General features: G+C 71.8%; 9 protein-coding genes. 7 read left to right on the top strand and 2 right to left on the bottom strand.

Translation table 11 applies throughout. The annotated features are described in order from the left end of the window. Positions 1–43: 43 nt before the first annotated feature. Positions 44–1,255, bottom strand: coding sequence for a hypothetical protein (locus ABZ172_RS26295; protein WP_356887134.1), 1,212 nt, complete (start codon positions 1,253–1,255; stop codon positions 44–46). Between the two features lie 336 nt (positions 1,256–1,591). Between ABZ172_RS26295 and ABZ172_RS26290 the strand changes: the two genes are divergently transcribed. The 5 genes from ABZ172_RS26290 to ABZ172_RS26270 are packed head-to-tail and all read left to right on the top strand — an operon-like array spanning position 1,592 to position 9,600. Beyond that, positions 1,592–2,983, top strand: a complete 1,392-nt coding sequence (locus ABZ172_RS26290; protein ID WP_356887130.1) for a diaminobutyrate--2-oxoglutarate transaminase family protein — start codon at positions 1,592–1,594, stop codon at positions 2,981–2,983. Between the two features lie 29 nt (positions 2,984–3,012). After that, positions 3,013–4,908 (top strand): IucA/IucC family protein, encoded by a 1,896-nt coding sequence (locus ABZ172_RS26285; RefSeq protein WP_356887128.1) that lies wholly within the window; start codon positions 3,013–3,015, stop codon positions 4,906–4,908. A 31-nt stretch (positions 4,909–4,939) separates the two neighbouring features. Then, positions 4,940–5,665, top strand: coding sequence for a GNAT family N-acetyltransferase (locus ABZ172_RS26280; RefSeq protein ID WP_356887125.1), 726 nt, complete (start codon positions 4,940–4,942; stop codon positions 5,663–5,665). 60 nt (positions 5,666–5,725) lie between these two features. Next, positions 5,726–7,582, top strand: a complete 1,857-nt coding sequence (locus ABZ172_RS26275) for an IucA/IucC family siderophore biosynthesis protein (protein ID WP_356887123.1) — start codon at positions 5,726–5,728, stop codon at positions 7,580–7,582. Positions 7,583–7,632: 50 nt separating this feature from the next. After that, positions 7,633–9,600: an ATP-dependent DNA helicase gene (locus ABZ172_RS26270; protein ID WP_356887121.1), complete on the top strand. Its 1,968-nt coding sequence runs from the start codon at positions 7,633–7,635 to the stop codon at positions 9,598–9,600. Between the two features lie 229 nt (positions 9,601–9,829). On the opposite strand, the gene lexA is transcribed toward ABZ172_RS26270, so the two are convergent. Then, positions 9,830–10,627 carry a transcriptional repressor LexA gene (lexA, locus tag ABZ172_RS26265; RefSeq protein WP_356887119.1) on the bottom strand — a complete coding sequence of 266 codons (798 nt, stop codon included), beginning with the start codon at positions 10,625–10,627 and terminating at the stop codon, positions 9,830–9,832. A 547-nt stretch (positions 10,628–11,174) separates the two neighbouring features. On the opposite strand from lexA, the gene nrdR reads away from it, so the two are divergent. Together nrdR and ABZ172_RS26255 are read left to right on the top strand one after the other, a co-directional pair. Then, the gene (gene nrdR, locus ABZ172_RS26260) at positions 11,175–11,690 is read left to right on the top strand and encodes a transcriptional regulator NrdR (RefSeq protein ID WP_356887117.1); all 516 of its coding nucleotides are present in this window, start codon (positions 11,175–11,177) and stop codon (positions 11,688–11,690) included. 156 nt (positions 11,691–11,846) lie between these two features. After that, positions 11,847–14,762 (top strand): vitamin B12-dependent ribonucleotide reductase, encoded by a 2,916-nt coding sequence (locus tag ABZ172_RS26255; protein ID WP_356887115.1) that lies wholly within the window; start codon positions 11,847–11,849, stop codon positions 14,760–14,762. Positions 14,763–14,937: the final 175 nt, after the last annotated feature.

Genomic DNA, 14,937 nt, shown 5'->3' with positions numbered 1-14,937 from the left:
CCCGGGCACGGTCTGCGCCGCGCCCGGGGCCGGAACCGCGGTCCTACCGCCCCGCGTACTTCTTGCTCACGGCCTCGTAGACGCCCTGGGCCTCCTTGCCCAGGCGCGGACCGGCCAGCCAGCCGGCCGTCACCGGGCCGATGGAGGTGTTGGAGACCAGGGCGGGCTTGCCGTCCTGCCCCTTCGCGACCCAGCCGCCACCGGAGGAGCCACCGGTCATGGTGCACCCGATGCGGTACATCGTCGGCTGCTTCTCGAAGACGGCCAGCCGGCCCGGCTCATCGGTGCACTGCAGCGCCTTCTGGCCGTCGTACGGAGGTGCCGCCGGGTAGCCGGTCGCCGTCATGCCGGCGATCTCCGGGACCGCCGGGGCGTTGAAGTCGACCGGGAGGGCCGAACCGACGGTCTCCTCCAGGGACTTGCCCGTCGATCCCTTCTCCGGGGCGACCTGCAGCACGGCGAAGTCGTACGGGGCTCCCTGACCGCCGGTCGCGGCACCCTGGTTGATCCACTGGTCGGAGGTCTGCGCCCACTGGCCCCACCAGACGCCGTACGGAGCGATCTGCTCCTTGGAGGCGTTCTGCAGCTCAGCCGTCGACAGGCCGCTGTCGTTGTAGGAGGGCACGAAGGCGATGTTGCGGTACCAGCCGCCGTTCTTGCCCGCGTGCACACAGTGCCCGGCCGTCCAGACCATGTTGGACCTGCCCGGGTGGGCGGGGTCCTGCACCACGGTCGCGGAGCAGACCATCGACCCCTCGGGGCCGTCGAACAGGAGCTTGCCGGACGCCGGCGCGCTGTCGTGGTACGGCGTGTCCAGGGCCGCGGCCTGCACCGGTTCGGGCGTCGGGTCCGTCACGCCCTCGTCGCCGGAGATGTCGTTGTCGACGGGGTTCTCCGGGGGCTTGTCGGCCTTCCGCATCCGCTCCGGGTCCCAGAGGTCCTCGATGATGGGGTTGACGTAGTCCCTGGCCTCACGCAGCCAGGTGTCCCTGTCCCAGTTCTTCCACTCGCCGTCACGCCACTGGTCGAGGTCTATCCCGCGCTCCTTGAGCCGGTCCTTGAGCTCGTCCGGGACGGTGACCTTCCCGTCGGAGGACTGGCCGGTGGAACCGCTCGACCGGTCCGTCGCGCCGTCCTCCTCCGGCCCGCAGGCGGAGGCGGTGAGCGTCAGGACAGCGGCGAGGGCGGCTGCGGCGAGCACCCGGGGGGTGCGACGGGCGCTCCTCCCGCGGTCCGCGGTGTCGTTCGGGCGCATGGGTCGCATCTGGTGATCCCCCTGGGACTTCGTCACTGACGTCGGTACTGCACTGCGGACTCGGAGCGCGCGGCGCGGAGTCGCCGCAGCGGCACATGCGCGCAGGAGCCGCTCCGTCCCGGGTGCCGCCCCTACTATGCCGGTGCCGAGAGGGACGGCGTACGGCAGGTCCACGGTTCCGCCTGCGCAAGGATCTTCCGATGTACCCGTGATCCCCCGCCCTCGGCGTCGTTGGTACGTACGGGGGACACACGGACGGCGTTCATCGGCGCGGTCCGCCCTCGCCGGACCGTGCGCAGGGCACCCCAGCCGTGACAGCGGGAGGACCGAACAGCCGTGGCCGTGACCGAACCAGCTCCGGTGGAACGCCCGCCTGCGCACGAGGGGATCCTGCGCCGTCAGGCACTCCGTGAATCGGCCGCCCGCACCTACGCACGGTCCCTGCCGATCGTGCCGGTGCGCGCGCGGGGCATGACCATCGAGGGCGCGGACGGACGGCGCTACCTCGACTGCCTCTCGGGCGCCGGGACCCTGGCCCTCGGCCACAACCACCCCGTCGTGCTGGAAGCGGTCAGGAAGGTCATCGACTCCGGTGCGCCGCTGCACGTGCTGGATCTGGCCACGCCCGTGAAGGACGCCTTCACGACCGAGCTGTTCTCCACCCTGCCCAAGGAGTTGGCCGACAACGCGCGGATCCAGTTCTGCGGTCCCGCGGGCACGGACGCCGTCGAGGCCGCGTTCAAGCTCGTCCGGGCGGCGAGCGGCCGCAGCGGGCTCCTCGCCTTCACCGGCGCCTACCACGGGATGACCGCCGGGGCCCTGGCGGCGTCGGGCGGCGCCCCGGACGTCGGCGTGACGCGGCTGCCCTTCCCGCACGACTACCGCTGCCCCTTCGGCACCGGCGGGGAGGAAGGCGCCGACATCGCCGCGCGCTGGACCGAGTACCTCCTGGACGACCCCAAGGGCGGTGTACCCGCGCCCGCCGCCATGATCCTCGAACCGGTCCAGGGCGAGGGAGGGGTGAATCCCGCCCCGGACGGCTGGATGCGCCGGATGCGGGAGATCACCCGTGAGCGTTCCATCCCCCTGATCGCGGACGAGGTGCAGACCGGGGTCGGCAGGACCGGCACCTTCTGGGCGGTCGAACACAGCGGTATCGTGCCCGACGTGATGGTGCTCTCGAAAGCCATCGGCGGCTCGCTGCCCCTCGCGGTCGTCGTCTACCGCTCGGAGCTCGACCTCTGGCGTCCGGGCGCCCACGCGGGCACCTTCCGGGGCAACCAGCTCGCCATGGCGGCCGGCGCCGCGACGCTCACGTACGTGCGCGAGAACGGACTCGCCGAACGTGCGGGGACGCTGGGCGCGCGCATGCTCGCAGGGCTCCGCGCGCTGAGCGCGGACCACCCGAGCATCGGCGACGTCCGGGGCCGCGGACTGATGGTCGGCATCGAGCTGGTCGACCCGGAGGCCGGGCCGTTCGACGCCACCAGCGGAAACGCCTCCGCCCCGCCGCCGGACCCGGCGCTCGCCGCGGCGGTGCAGCAGGAATGCCTGCACCGCGGCCTCATCGTCGAACTCGGCGGCCGCCACGACGCCGTCGTCCGGCTGCTCCCGCCCCTGACCCTCACCGACGACCAGGCGACAGCGGTCGTCGACCGCCTCGCCGACGCGCTGAGAGCGGCCGAGCGCGCGCCCCGCCGCCGCGCCGCCGACGGTCCGAACCGCTGATCCCGGCCCCCCACAAGGAAGACCCTCCCGTGAACCCCACCCCCGCACCCGAGGCCGACGGCCCCCTCCCCAGCGAGCAGCGAGGACCCGACCTGACGGAGGGCGCGCTCGCCGTCGAACCGACGACCGTCCCGCGCCAGAAGGCCGTCCCGCGGACCGCTGCGGGCGCCCCGGCCGACCGGCTTTGTGCCGCGGACCCGGATCCGCTCGACCACCCGGATCCGCTCCGGGCCGCCGACTCGGCCGGCACGGAGAACCTCCTGCGCTGCTGGACCAGGGAGAACGACCTGCCCCGACCGCAGGGAAGCACCCTGCGCATCCCCCTCCCCGCGAGCGGCACCGCACTGATCGTCCCCGTCACCCACTGGTCCGCCACCGGCTGGCACCGCTTCGGCGCCCCCGTCCTGGAGAACGCGCCCGCGGACGCCCCGGAGGCGGACGCCGTCACCGTGGCCGCCCTGCTCGGCCGCGAGGGCGAGCACAGCCCCGGCGCCGATCTGGTGGTGCGGGTCGCCGACTCGGTACGGCACACGGCGGCCTTCATCGAGGACCGGCGCCGCGCACCCGGCGCCCCGGCCGGGGCGGACCCCTTCCTCACCGCCGAGCAGTCCCTCGTCCTCGGCCACCCGCTGCACCCCACGCCGAAGAGCCGCGAGGGACTCTCCGAGTCCGAGACCCGCCTCTACTCGCCCGAGCTGCGCGGTTCCTTCCCCCTCCACTGGATGGCCGTCGACCGCTCCGTGCTGGTCACGGAATCGACCTGGACGAAGGCCGGCCGGACGGTCCCGGCCGAGGCGCTCCTCGCCCCCCACACCGCGGGCCTCAGCCTCCCCGAAGGCAGCACGCCCCTCCCGCTGCACCCCTGGCAGGCGGCGGAGGTCCTGCGCCGCCCCGACGTCGTCGCACTGCGCGAGAAGGGCCTGCTGCACGACCTCGGCCCGCACGGGGAGCACTGGCACCCCACCTCCTCCGTCCGCACCGTGCACCGCCCCGGCTCCGACCTCATGCTGAAGCTGTCGCTGGGCGTGCGGATCACCAACTCCCGCCGGGAGAACCTCCGCAAGGAACTGCACCGCGGCGCCGAGGTCCACCGGCTGCTGCGCACCGGACTGGCCGACCGGTGGCGGAAGGCGCACCCGTCCTTCGACATCGTCAGGGACCCCGCGTGGCTGGCCGTCGACCACCCGGACGGCGGGCCCGTCCCCGGCCTCGACGTGATGCTGCGCCACAATCCGTTCGGCCCGGCCGACGACGCCGTGTGCATCGCCGGGCTCACCGCCCCCCGCCCGTGGCCCGACCGGCCGGGCACCCACTCTCGGCTCGCCGACACGGTCCAGTCGCTGGCCGCCCGCACGGGCAGGACGACCGGAGCGGTGAGCGCCGAGTGGTTCCTGCGCTACCTCGACCGCGTGGTCCTCCCCGTCCTCTGGCTCGACGCGCACGCGGGCGTCGCCCTGGAGGCCCATCAGCAGAACACGCTCGTCCTCCTCGACGCGGACGGCTGGCCCGCCGGCGGCCGCTACCGCGACAACCAGGGCTACTACTTCCGGGAGTCCCACCGGCCGGCGCTCGAAGCCCGGCTCCCGGGCATCGGCGCCGTCAGCGACACCTTCGTCTCGGACGCGGTCACGGACGAACGGCTCGCCTACTACCTCGGCATCAACAACGTGTTCGGGCTGATCGGGGCGTTCGGCGCCCAGCGGCTCGCCGACGAGCAACTGCTCCTCGCCGCCTTCCGGCGCTTCCTCGAAAGCGCCGTCCCGCTGGGCTCCCCGCTGCCCGCCTACCTCCTGGAGACCGGGCAGCTGCGCTGCAAGGCGAACCTCCTGACCCGGATGCACGGCCTGGACGAGCTGGTCGGACCCGTCGACACACAGTCCGTGTACGTCACCATCGCCAACCCGCTCCGCGGTGCCGCGGCATGACCGTCTGAATCCACGAGAGGAGAGCGCCACGGTGCATCACGCCGATGCCCCCACCGCGAACGGCGGCGACCCGCCCGACGCGACCGGCACCGAGGACACCCTGGAGCTGCGGCTCACCGAGGAACTCCTGGCCCTGCTCGGTGACGCCCTCGCGGCCCCGGCCCCGGCTCCGGGGGCCGACGCCGGGGCTCTCGTCGGCGACCCCGCGGGGTGGCGCCCGGTCGCCACCTCCGCAGGGGAGTTCCGTCTGGTCCCGGTGGACGCGGAGCGCGACCTGGCGATGATCAGCCGCTGGATGAACGATCCCGCGGTCGCCGCCTTCTGGGAGCTCGCCGGACCCGAATCGGTCACCGCCGCGCACCTCGGACGCCAGCTCGCGGGGGACGGCCGCAGCGTCCCCTGCCTGGGCGTCCTCGACGGTGTCCCCATGAGCTACTGGGAGATCTACCGCGCCGACCTCGATCCGCTGGCCCGTCACTACCCGGCACGGCCGCACGACATGGGGGTCCACCTCCTCATCGGCGGCGTGGGCAACCGCGGACGCGGCATCGGGAGCGTCCTGCTGAAGGCCGTGGCCGATCTCGTGCTCGACCACCGCGCCCGGTGCGACCGGGTCGTCGCGGAGCCGGACCTGCGGAACACCCCCTCCGTGTCCGCCTTCCTGAGCGCCGGCTTCCGCTTCTGCGCGGAGGTGGACCTTCCCGACAAGCGAGCCGCCCTGATGGTCCGGGACCGAGCCCACCGCGCATTCCTGTGAACGAACCGCCGCACCGCACACCCCGCTCGCACCCCGTCGGTCCCACCCGAAGGAGTCACCGTGCCCACATATCCCGCGCATCACCCGCAGCCGGAGCCACACACCCCGTTCGACACACCGGAACTCGACCGCACCGCCTGGGACCGGGCGGCGGCGAGGCTCCTCGCCAAGATGCTCGGTGAGTTCGCCTACGAGGAGGTCATCGAGCCCGCGGCCCTGACCGACGAGGGGCCGGGGAGGACCGGCTACGCCGTGCGCCTGGACGACGGCGCGACCCTGGTCTTCCACGCCGCACGCGGCGTCTACGGCAGCTGGCGCGTCGACCCCGCCACCGTCCGCGAGATCCCCGCCGGAGGCCCTGAGGGCCGGGGCGGCGAGGGCATCCCCTTCCGCGACCCGCTGCGCTTCCTCACCCGCGGCCGCCGCCTGCTGGGCCTCGACGGCGCCACGCTCGGCCACCTCGTCCGCGAGCTGACCGCCACCCTCACCGCGGACACCCGCCTCGACCGCACCGCGCTCGGCGCGGCCCGGCTCGCCGAACTCCCCTACGCCGAGCTCGAAGGACACCAGACCGGACACCCCTGGCTCGTGGCGAACAAGGGCCGCATCGGGTTCTCCGCCTCCGACGCCGCCCGCTACGCACCGGAGGCCCGGAACGCCGTCCCCCTGCCCTGGATCGCCGTCAGCACCCGCATAGCGGGCTACCGGGGAGTGGGCCGGGTCACCACCCCCGACGACCTCTACGGCCTGGAACTCGACCCGGAGGTCCGGGAGTCCTTCGCCGCGATCCTGCGCGGACGCGGTCTGGACCCCGGCGACTACCTGTTCCTGCCGGTCCATCCGTGGCAGTGGGACGCATGGGTCGTCCCGCTCTTCGCCCCCGCGATCGCGGACGGCGACATCGTGCCCCTGCACACCGACGGCGACCACCGGCTGCCGCAGCAGTCCATCCGCACCTTCACCAATGTGACGCACCCCGACCGGCACTCGGTCAAGCTGCCCCTCTCCATCCTGAACACGCTGGTCTGGCGCGGCCTGCCGACCGAACGCACCCTCGCCGCCCCGGCCGTCACCGCCTGGGTCCAGGGCCTGTGCGCGAACGATCCGTTCCTCCGCGACACGTGCGACGTCATCCTCCTCGGCGAGGTCGCCTCGGTGGCCGTCGAGCATCCGCTCTACGACCACCTCCCGGAGACGCCCTACCAGTTCAAGGAGATCCTCGGGGCGATCTGGCGGGAACCCCTCCAGCCGCGGCTCGCACCGGGCGAACGCGCCCGTACGCTGGCCTCGCTGCTGCACACGGATCCGGACGGCCGCGCCTTCACCGCCGAGCTCGTCACCCGCTCCGGGCTCACTCCCGACGCCTGGCTGACCCGGCTCTTCGCCGCACTGCTGCCGCCGCTGCTGCACTTCCTCTACCGCTACGGCACGGTCTTCTCCCCGCACGGGGAGAACGCCATCGTCGTCTTCGACGAGCACGACGTGCCGGTACGCCTCGCGATCAAGGACTTCGTCGACGACGTCAACGTCAGCGCCCGCCGGCTGCCCGAGCACGACGCGATGCCGGCGGACGTGCGCGCCGTCCTGCTGACCGAGGAACCCTCCTTCCTGACCCAGTTCATCCACTCCGGGCTGTTCGTCGGCGTCTTCCGCTATCTGTCCCCGCTCTGCCAGGAGCAACTGGGTGTCCCCGAGGGTGAATTCTGGTCACTCGTCCGTGCGGAGATCCTGAGGCACCACGCGCGCTTCCCGGAGCTCAAGGAGCGGTTCGAGATGTTCGACATGCTGACGCCCACCATCGAGCGCCTGTGCCTCAACCGGAACCGTCTGCACATGGACGGCTACCGGGACCGCTCCGAGCGCCCGCACGCCGCGGTCCACGGGACCGTCCCCAACCCGCTCCACCCCTCCGTGTGAGTCCGGTACCGGCCGACGCTGTCGGTGGGGCGCCGTAGGGTGGACGGGCTATGACGAAGCCATCTCTCTCCGAGCTCCTGCACGCCGCCGTCACCGCCGTCGGCGGTACGGAACGGCCCGGCCAGGTCTCCATGGCCGAGGCCGTCGCCGGGGCCGTCGACGACAACGCCCACCTGCTCGTCCAGGCCGGCACCGGGACGGGCAAGTCGCTCGGTTACCTGGTGCCCGCGCTGGCCCACGGCGAGCGGGTGGTGGTGGCCACGGCGACGCTGGCGCTCCAGCGCCAGCTGGTGGAGCGGGACCTCCCGCGCACGGTCGACGCGCTGCAGCCGCTGCTGTGCCGCCGGCCGCAGTTCGCGATGCTCAAGGGCCGGTCGAACTACCTCTGTCTGCACCGGCTCCACGAGGGCGCGCCGCAGGACGAGGAAGAGGGGCTCTTCGACCAGTTCGAGGCCGCGGCGCCGTCGAGCAAGCTGGGCCAGGACCTGCTGCGCCTGCGCGACTGGTCGGACGAGACGGAGACCGGCGACCGGGACGACCTCACACCGGGTGTCTCGGACCGTGCCTGGTCCCAGATCTCGGTCTCCTCGCGCGAGTGCCTCGGGGCCACCAAGTGCGCGTACGGCGCCGAGTGCTTCGCCGAGGCGGCCCGGGAGCGGGCCAAGCTCGCCGACGTGGTGGTCACCAACCACGCGCTGCTCGCGATCGATGCGATCGAGGGCGCCCCGGTGCTGCCCCAGCACGAGGTGCTGATCGTGGACGAGGCCCACGAGCTGGTCTCCCGGGTCACCGGGGTCGCCACCGGCGAGCTCAACCCCGGCCAGGTGAACCGGGCGGTGCGCCGCGCGGCGAAGCTGGTCAACGAGAAGGCGGCCGACGCCCTGATGACGGCGTCGGAGGGGTTCGAGCGGGTCCTGGAGCTGGCGCTCCCAGGGCGCCTCGAAGAGGTCCCGGAGGACCTCGGCTACGCGCTGATGGCCCTGCGGGACGCCGCCCGCACGGTCATCACGGCCCTCGGCGGCACCCGGGACAAGTCCGTCCAGGACGAGGACGCGGTGCGCAAGCAGGCGATGGCGTCGGTCGAGTCCATCCACAGCGTCGCCGAGCGCCTCACGCAGGGCTCCGAGTACGACGTCGTCTGGTACGAGCGGCACGACCGCTTCGGCGCGTCGGTGCGGGTCGCACCGCTGTCGGTGTCCGGGCTGCTGCGGGAGAAGCTCTTCGCCGACCGCTCGGTGGTGCTGACCTCGGCCACCCTCAAGCTCGGCGGCGATTTCAACGGGGTGGGAGCCTCGCTCGGGCTCGCCCCCGAGGGCACGGCGGGCGACGACGTCCCGCAGTGGAGGGGCCTGGACGTCGGATCGCCCTTCGACTATCCGCGGCAGGGCATCCTGTACGTCGCCCGGCACCTGGCGACGCCGGGGAGGGAGGGCTCCCGGATCGACATGCTCGACGAGCTCGCCGAGCTGGTGGAGGCGGCGGGTGGCCGCACGCTGGGCCTGTTCTCCTCGATGCGGGCCGCCCAGGCGGCGGCCGAGGAGCTGCGGGGCCGGCAGGACAAGCCGATCCTGCTCCAGGGCGAGGAGACGCTCGGAGAGCTGATCAAGAACTTCGCGGCGGACCCGGAGACCTGTCTCTTCGGGACGCTGTCCCTCTGGCAGGGCGTCGACGTCCCGGGCCCCAGCTGCCAGCTCGTGATCATGGACCGGATTCCGTTCCCCCGGCCCGACGACCCGCTGATGAGCGCCCGCCAGAAGGCGGTCGAGGAGGCCGGCGGAAACGGCTTCATGGCGGTGGCGGCCACCCATGCGGCGCTGCTGATGGCGCAGGGCGCGGGACGGCTCGTCCGCGCCACCGGCGACAAGGGGGTGGTCGCCGTCCTCGACCCCCGGCTGGCCAACGCCCGCTACGGGAGCTACCTGCGAGCCTCGCTGCCCGACTTCTGGTACACCACGGACCGCAACCAGGCGCGGCGTTCGCTCGCGGCCATCGACGCGGCGGCCCGGAGCACGGACTGACGCCGAGGAGCCGAGCGCTCCACCGCAGGACTCGTGCAGGACCCGCTCCACCGCAGGCACGGGCGCGGCCGGCTCAGGACGGCCCGGCGCGCCGCGGACCGGTGCGGTCCTTGCCGGGGCGCCACGGCTCCGGTCCCCGGGCCTGCCACCTCCGGGTGCGGGTGTGCGGACACGTCAGGGCCCCGGGACCGGCGCAGAGGTCCCGGGGCCCAGTCCTGACCGGCGGAGCTCAGACCCGCCGCAGCACCGCCACGACCTTGCCGAGGATGGTCGCCTCGTCACCGGGGATCGGCTGATAGGCGGCGTTGTGGGGGAGCAGCCACACATGGCCGTCCTCGCGCTTGAAACGCTTGACCGTGGCCTCGCCGTCCAGCATGGCGGCGACGATGTCGCCGTTCTCCGCGACCGGCTGGCGACGGACGGTGACCCAGTCGCCGTCCATGATCGCCGCCTCGATCATCGAGTCACCGACGACCTTGAGCACGAAGAGCTCTCCGTCACCGACGAGCTGGCGGGGGAGCGGGAAGACGTCCTCGACGGACTCCTCGGCGAGGATCGGCCCGCCCGCGGCGATCCGGCCCACCAGCGGCACGTACGAGGCCGCGGGCTTACCCGTGGTGTCGGTCGGCTGCGTGCTGGGCTGGTCCGAGCCCCGGACCTCGTACGCACGCGGCCGGTGAGGGTCCCGGCGGAGGAAGCCCTTGCGTTCGAGTGCCATCAGCTGGTGGGCGACCGAGGACGTGCTGGAGAGTCCCACGGCCTGGCCGATCTCGCGCATCGACGGGGGGTATCCCCGTCGCTGCACGGAATCCCGGATCACCTCGATCACACGCCGCTGCCGGTCCGTGAGCCCCGAGCTGTCCGCCCGGATGCCCGGGGGGCGGCCGGGCAGCGAGCGCGCAGGCCGCGCGGGCTCTGCCCCCTCCGCGTTCATGACTGAGTCATTCATGGCATGCACCGGCTCACGTCGGCTCTGGGAGCGGTGGTCATGGGCGGTGATGGTGGCACTGTCTGCGGTGGTGGTCACGTCGGCCCCTCTCGAATGGTCTCCCTAGCTAGCCAACGGTAGTAGCTTTCGAAAGGTTGCGCCAAACACACGTTCGAGTGAAAAACAAATAAAGGGCTGTCACGGGATTGCCGAGAGGTGTATGAGGTGGTGCCGTGGGTCGTGATTGAAAGCCGGATCGCATTCCCGCGGCTCACGCTAGCCCCCGGCGGTGCGGCCCCGGCGGGCGGGTTCGGGCCCGAGGGTGCGGAGGCGTCCCGGTCCTGGCCGTGCGGCTCCCGGCCCCGTCGGCCGCGGCACGCCCCCGAGGGCCTGCCCCCGGTCCGGTCCCGTAGTCTCGTGCCGGGCCGCAGGAGGCCCTCCGGTCCTCCCGGCGGCGCGACACGCGCGGAGAGCGGGAGCGGAGTAAAACCCTAGATGTAGTGGTTGCATGGCTGTCGCCACCCACAAGTAGTGGTCCCCGGTCGGACGGGGCGTGGTTCATCGCCTATGCTGGTGACCGTCCTCAGGGGCCCTGAACAGGGCACGGAGGGCTATTCGGTCGTGCTGTGAAGGAGGGTTCGGAGAGATGCACTGCCCCTTCTGCAGGCACCCCGACAGCCGGGTCGTGGACAGTCGCACGACGGACGACGGGACGTCGATCCGCCGGCGCCGGCAATGCCCCGACTGCACCCGCCGCTTCACCACGGTGGAGACCTGCTCGCTGATGGTGGTCAAGCGCAGCGGCGTGACCGAGCCCTTCAGTCGTACCAAGGTCATCTCGGGGGTCCGCAAGGCGTGCCAGGGCCGCCCTGTCACCGAGGACGCGCTGGCGAAGCTCGGCCAGCGCGTCGAAGAGGCCGTGCGGGCCACGGGGAGTGCCGAGCTGACCACCCACGACGTGGGCCTGGCCATACTCGGCCCCCTCCAGGAACTCGACCTCGTCGCGTACCTGCGGTTCGCCTCGGTGTACCGGGCTTTCAACTCGCTCGAGGACTTCGAGGCCGCCATCGCGGAGCTCCGCCGGCAGCGGCCACCCGCAGAGCAATGCGGGAGCGAGGAGACCCACGAGGTCCCCGCCCCCGCCGCAGTCGCCGCTGATTGACCACGGAGCCGGCCGCCGGGAGCGGCGGAGCCGGCCGTGGGCGGCACCAGACCTGTTCCGTGACGCCGTGCGTGACGTCCGGAACATCAGACACACACTGTGCCCTGGGAAGAACTGGGCACTTCAGGGCGTTTTTGCCCACATATGGGAGGCGGCATGACAGAGACGGCGAGCGGCCCGGCGCGAGGTTCCCGAACCAAGGGCGCCAAGTCGACTGCGACCAAGCAGGGCCTGCGCATCGAGCGCGTCCACACGACCCCCGGCGTGCATCCGTACGACGAGGTCGCGTGGGAGAGCCGTGATGTCGTCATGACCAACTGGCGCGACGGCTCGATCAACTTCGAGCAGCGTGGCGTCGAGTTCCCCGACTTCTGGTCGGTGAACGCGGTCAACATCGTCACCAGCAAGTACTTCCGCGGCGCCGTCGGCACGCCGCAGCGCGAGACCGGCCTCAAGCAGCTGATCGACCGGATCGTGAAGACGTACCGGAAGGCCGGCGAGGACCACGGCTACTTCGCGTCCCCGGCCGACGCCGAGACCTTCGAGCACGAGCTGGCCTACGCCCTCCTGCACCAGATCTTCAGCTTCAACTCCCCGGTCTGGTTCAACGTCGGCACGCCCCAGCCGCAGCAGGTCTCGGCCTGCTTCATCCTGGCCGTCGACGACTCCATGGAGTCGATCCTCGACTGGTACAAGGAAGAGGGCATGATCTTCAAGGGCGGCTCCGGCGCCGGCCTGAACCTCTCCCGCATCCGCTCCTCCAAGGAGCTCCTCTCCTCCGGCGGGAACGCCTCCGGCCCGGTCTCCTTCATGCGCGGCGCCGACGCCTCCGCAGGAACGATCAAGTCCGGTGGCGCCACCCGTCGCGCGGCCAAGATGGTCATCCTCGACGTCGACCACCCCGACATCGAGAACTTCATCGAGACCAAGGTGAAGGAGGAGGAGAAGATCCGCGCCCTGCGCGACGCGGGCTTCGACATGGACCTGGGCGGCGACGACATCACGTCCGTCCAGTACCAGAACGCCAACAACTCGGTCCGCGTGAACGACGAGTTCATGAAGTCCGTCGAGGCCGGCGGGAAGTTCGCACTGCGCGCCCGGATGACCGGCGACGTCATCGAGGAGGTCGAGGCCAAGTCCCTCTTCCGCAAGATGGCGGAAGCCGCGTGGGCCTGTGCCGACCCCGGCATCCAGTACGACGACACCATCAACCAGTGGCACACCTGCCCGGAGTCCGGCCGCATCAACGGCTCGAACCCCTGCAGCGAGTACATGCACCTGGACAACACCTCGTGCAACCTCGCCTCGCTGAACCTGATGAAGTTCCTCAAGGATGACGGCGAGGGCCACCAGTCCTTCGAGGCCGAGCGCTTCGCCAAGGTCGTCGAGCTCGTGATCACCGCGATGGACATCTCCATCTGCTTCGCCGACTTCCCGACGCAGAAGATCGGCGAGAACACCCGCGCCTACCGCCAGCTGGGCATCGGCTACGCCAACCTGGGCGCGCTGCTGATGGCCACCGGCCACGCGTACGACAGCGACGGCGGCCGCGCGCTCGCCGGTGCCATCAGCTCGCTGATGACCGGCACGTCCTACCGCCGCTCCGCCGAGCTCGCCGCGGTCGTCGGCCCGTACGACGGCTACGCCCGCAACGCCGAGCCGCACCAGCGCGTCATGAAGCAGCACTCCGACGCCAACGCCGTGGCCGTCCGCATGGACGACCTGGACTCGCCGGTCTGGGCCGCCGCCACGGAGGCCTGGCAGGACGTGATCCGTCTCGGTGCGAAGAACGGATTCCGCAACGCCCAGGCCTCGGTCATCGCCCCGACCGGCACCATCGGTCTGGCCATGTCCTGCGACACCACCGGTCTCGAGCCCGACCTCGCGCTGGTCAAGTTCAAGAAGCTCGTCGGCGGCGGTTCGATGCAGATCGTCAACGGCACCGTCCCGCAGGCGCTGCGCCGGCTCGGCTACCAGCCGGAGCAGGTCGAGGCGATCGTGGCCCACATCGCCGACCACGGCAACGTGATCGACGCCCCCGGCCTCAAGACCGAGCACTACGAGGTCTTCGACTGCGCCATGGGCGAGCGTTCCATCTCGGCCATGGGGCACGTCCGGATGATGGCGGCCATCCAGCCGTGGATCTCCGGCGCCCTGTCCAAGACGGTGAACCTGCCGGAGACGGCCACCGTCGAGGACGTCGAAGAGGTCTACTTCGAGGCGTGGAAGATGGGCGTCAAGGCGCTCGCGATCTACCGTGACAACTGCAAGGTCGGCCAGCCCCTCTCCGCGAAGACGAAGGAGAAGGAGCCGTCCGTCGCCGACGCGGTCACAGCTAAGGCCGAGGAGACCCTGCGCGCGGCGGTCGAGAAGGTCATCGAGTACCGCCCGGTCCGCAAGCGTCTGCCCAAGGGCCGCCCCGGCATCACCACCTCCTTCACGGTGGGCGGCGCCGAGGGGTACATGACCGCCAACTCCTACCCGGACGACGGTCTCGGCGAGGTCTTCCTGAAGATGTCCAAGCAGGGGTCCACCCTCGCGGGCATGATGGACGCCTTCTCGATCGCCGTCTCGGTCGGTCTGCAGTACGGCGTGCCGCTGGAGACCTACGTCTCCAAGTTCACGAACATGCGCTTCGAGCCGGCCGGCATGACGGACGACCCGGACGTGCGGATGGCGCAGTCGATCGTCGACTACATCTTCCGCAGGCTGGCGCTCGACTTCCTGCCCTTCGAGACGCGCTCGGCGCTCGGCATCCACTCGGCCGAGGAGCGTCAGCGCCACCTCGACACCGGATCGTACGAGCCCGCGTTCAGCGACGAGGACCTGGAAGGCCTCGCCCAGTCAGCCCCGGTGGCCTCGGAGCCGCTGCAGGCGGTCGCCCCGACCGCGTCGGCGAACGTCGCGGAGAAGCCCGCGCCCAGGACCGCGCACACCTCGGCCGAACTGGTCGAGATGCAGCTCGGCATCAGTGCGGACGCGCCGCTGTGCTTCTCGTGCGGGACGAAGATGCAGCGTGCGGGCTCCTGCTACATCTGCGAGGGCTGCGGCTCGACCAGCGGCTGCAGCTGAGCCTGAGCGCGACCGCACCGAGCGGAACACCCGGTGCGGTCGGCTGACCGGCAGCGAACGAAGGGGACCGGCCGAGGCCGGTCCCCTTCGGCGTGCCGTCGCCCTGCGTACGAGGGGTGGGAGCGGGAGGGTGCGGCCGGGGAACTCCGCCGTACGGCCGGGGCGTCCTCACCGG

Origin of the sequence: Streptomyces sp. NPDC006296 (genome assembly GCF_040613235.1) — a bacterium.
In the GTDB taxonomy this organism is placed as follows: Bacteria; Actinomycetota; Actinomycetes; order Streptomycetales; family Streptomycetaceae; genus Streptomyces.
Note: the sequence above shows the minus strand (reverse complement) of the source record. Positions and strands in the feature narration are given on the sequence as shown.

Excerpts from the sequence above, each read along its gene's own strand:
- ABZ172_RS26255 (WP_356887115.1), top strand. The coding sequence starts at position 11,847 with ATGACAGAGACGGCGAGCGGCCCGGCGCGAGGTTCCCGAACCAAGGGC.
- ABZ172_RS26270 (WP_356887121.1), top strand. The coding sequence starts at position 7,633 with ATGACGAAGCCATCTCTCTCCGAGCTCCTGCACGCCGCCGTCACCGCC.
- nrdR (WP_356887117.1), top strand. The coding sequence starts at position 11,175 with ATGCACTGCCCCTTCTGCAGGCACCCCGACAGCCGGGTCGTGGACAGT.
- ABZ172_RS26295 (WP_356887134.1), bottom strand. The coding sequence starts at position 1,255 with ATGCGCCCGAACGACACCGCGGACCGCGGGAGGAGCGCCCGTCGCACC.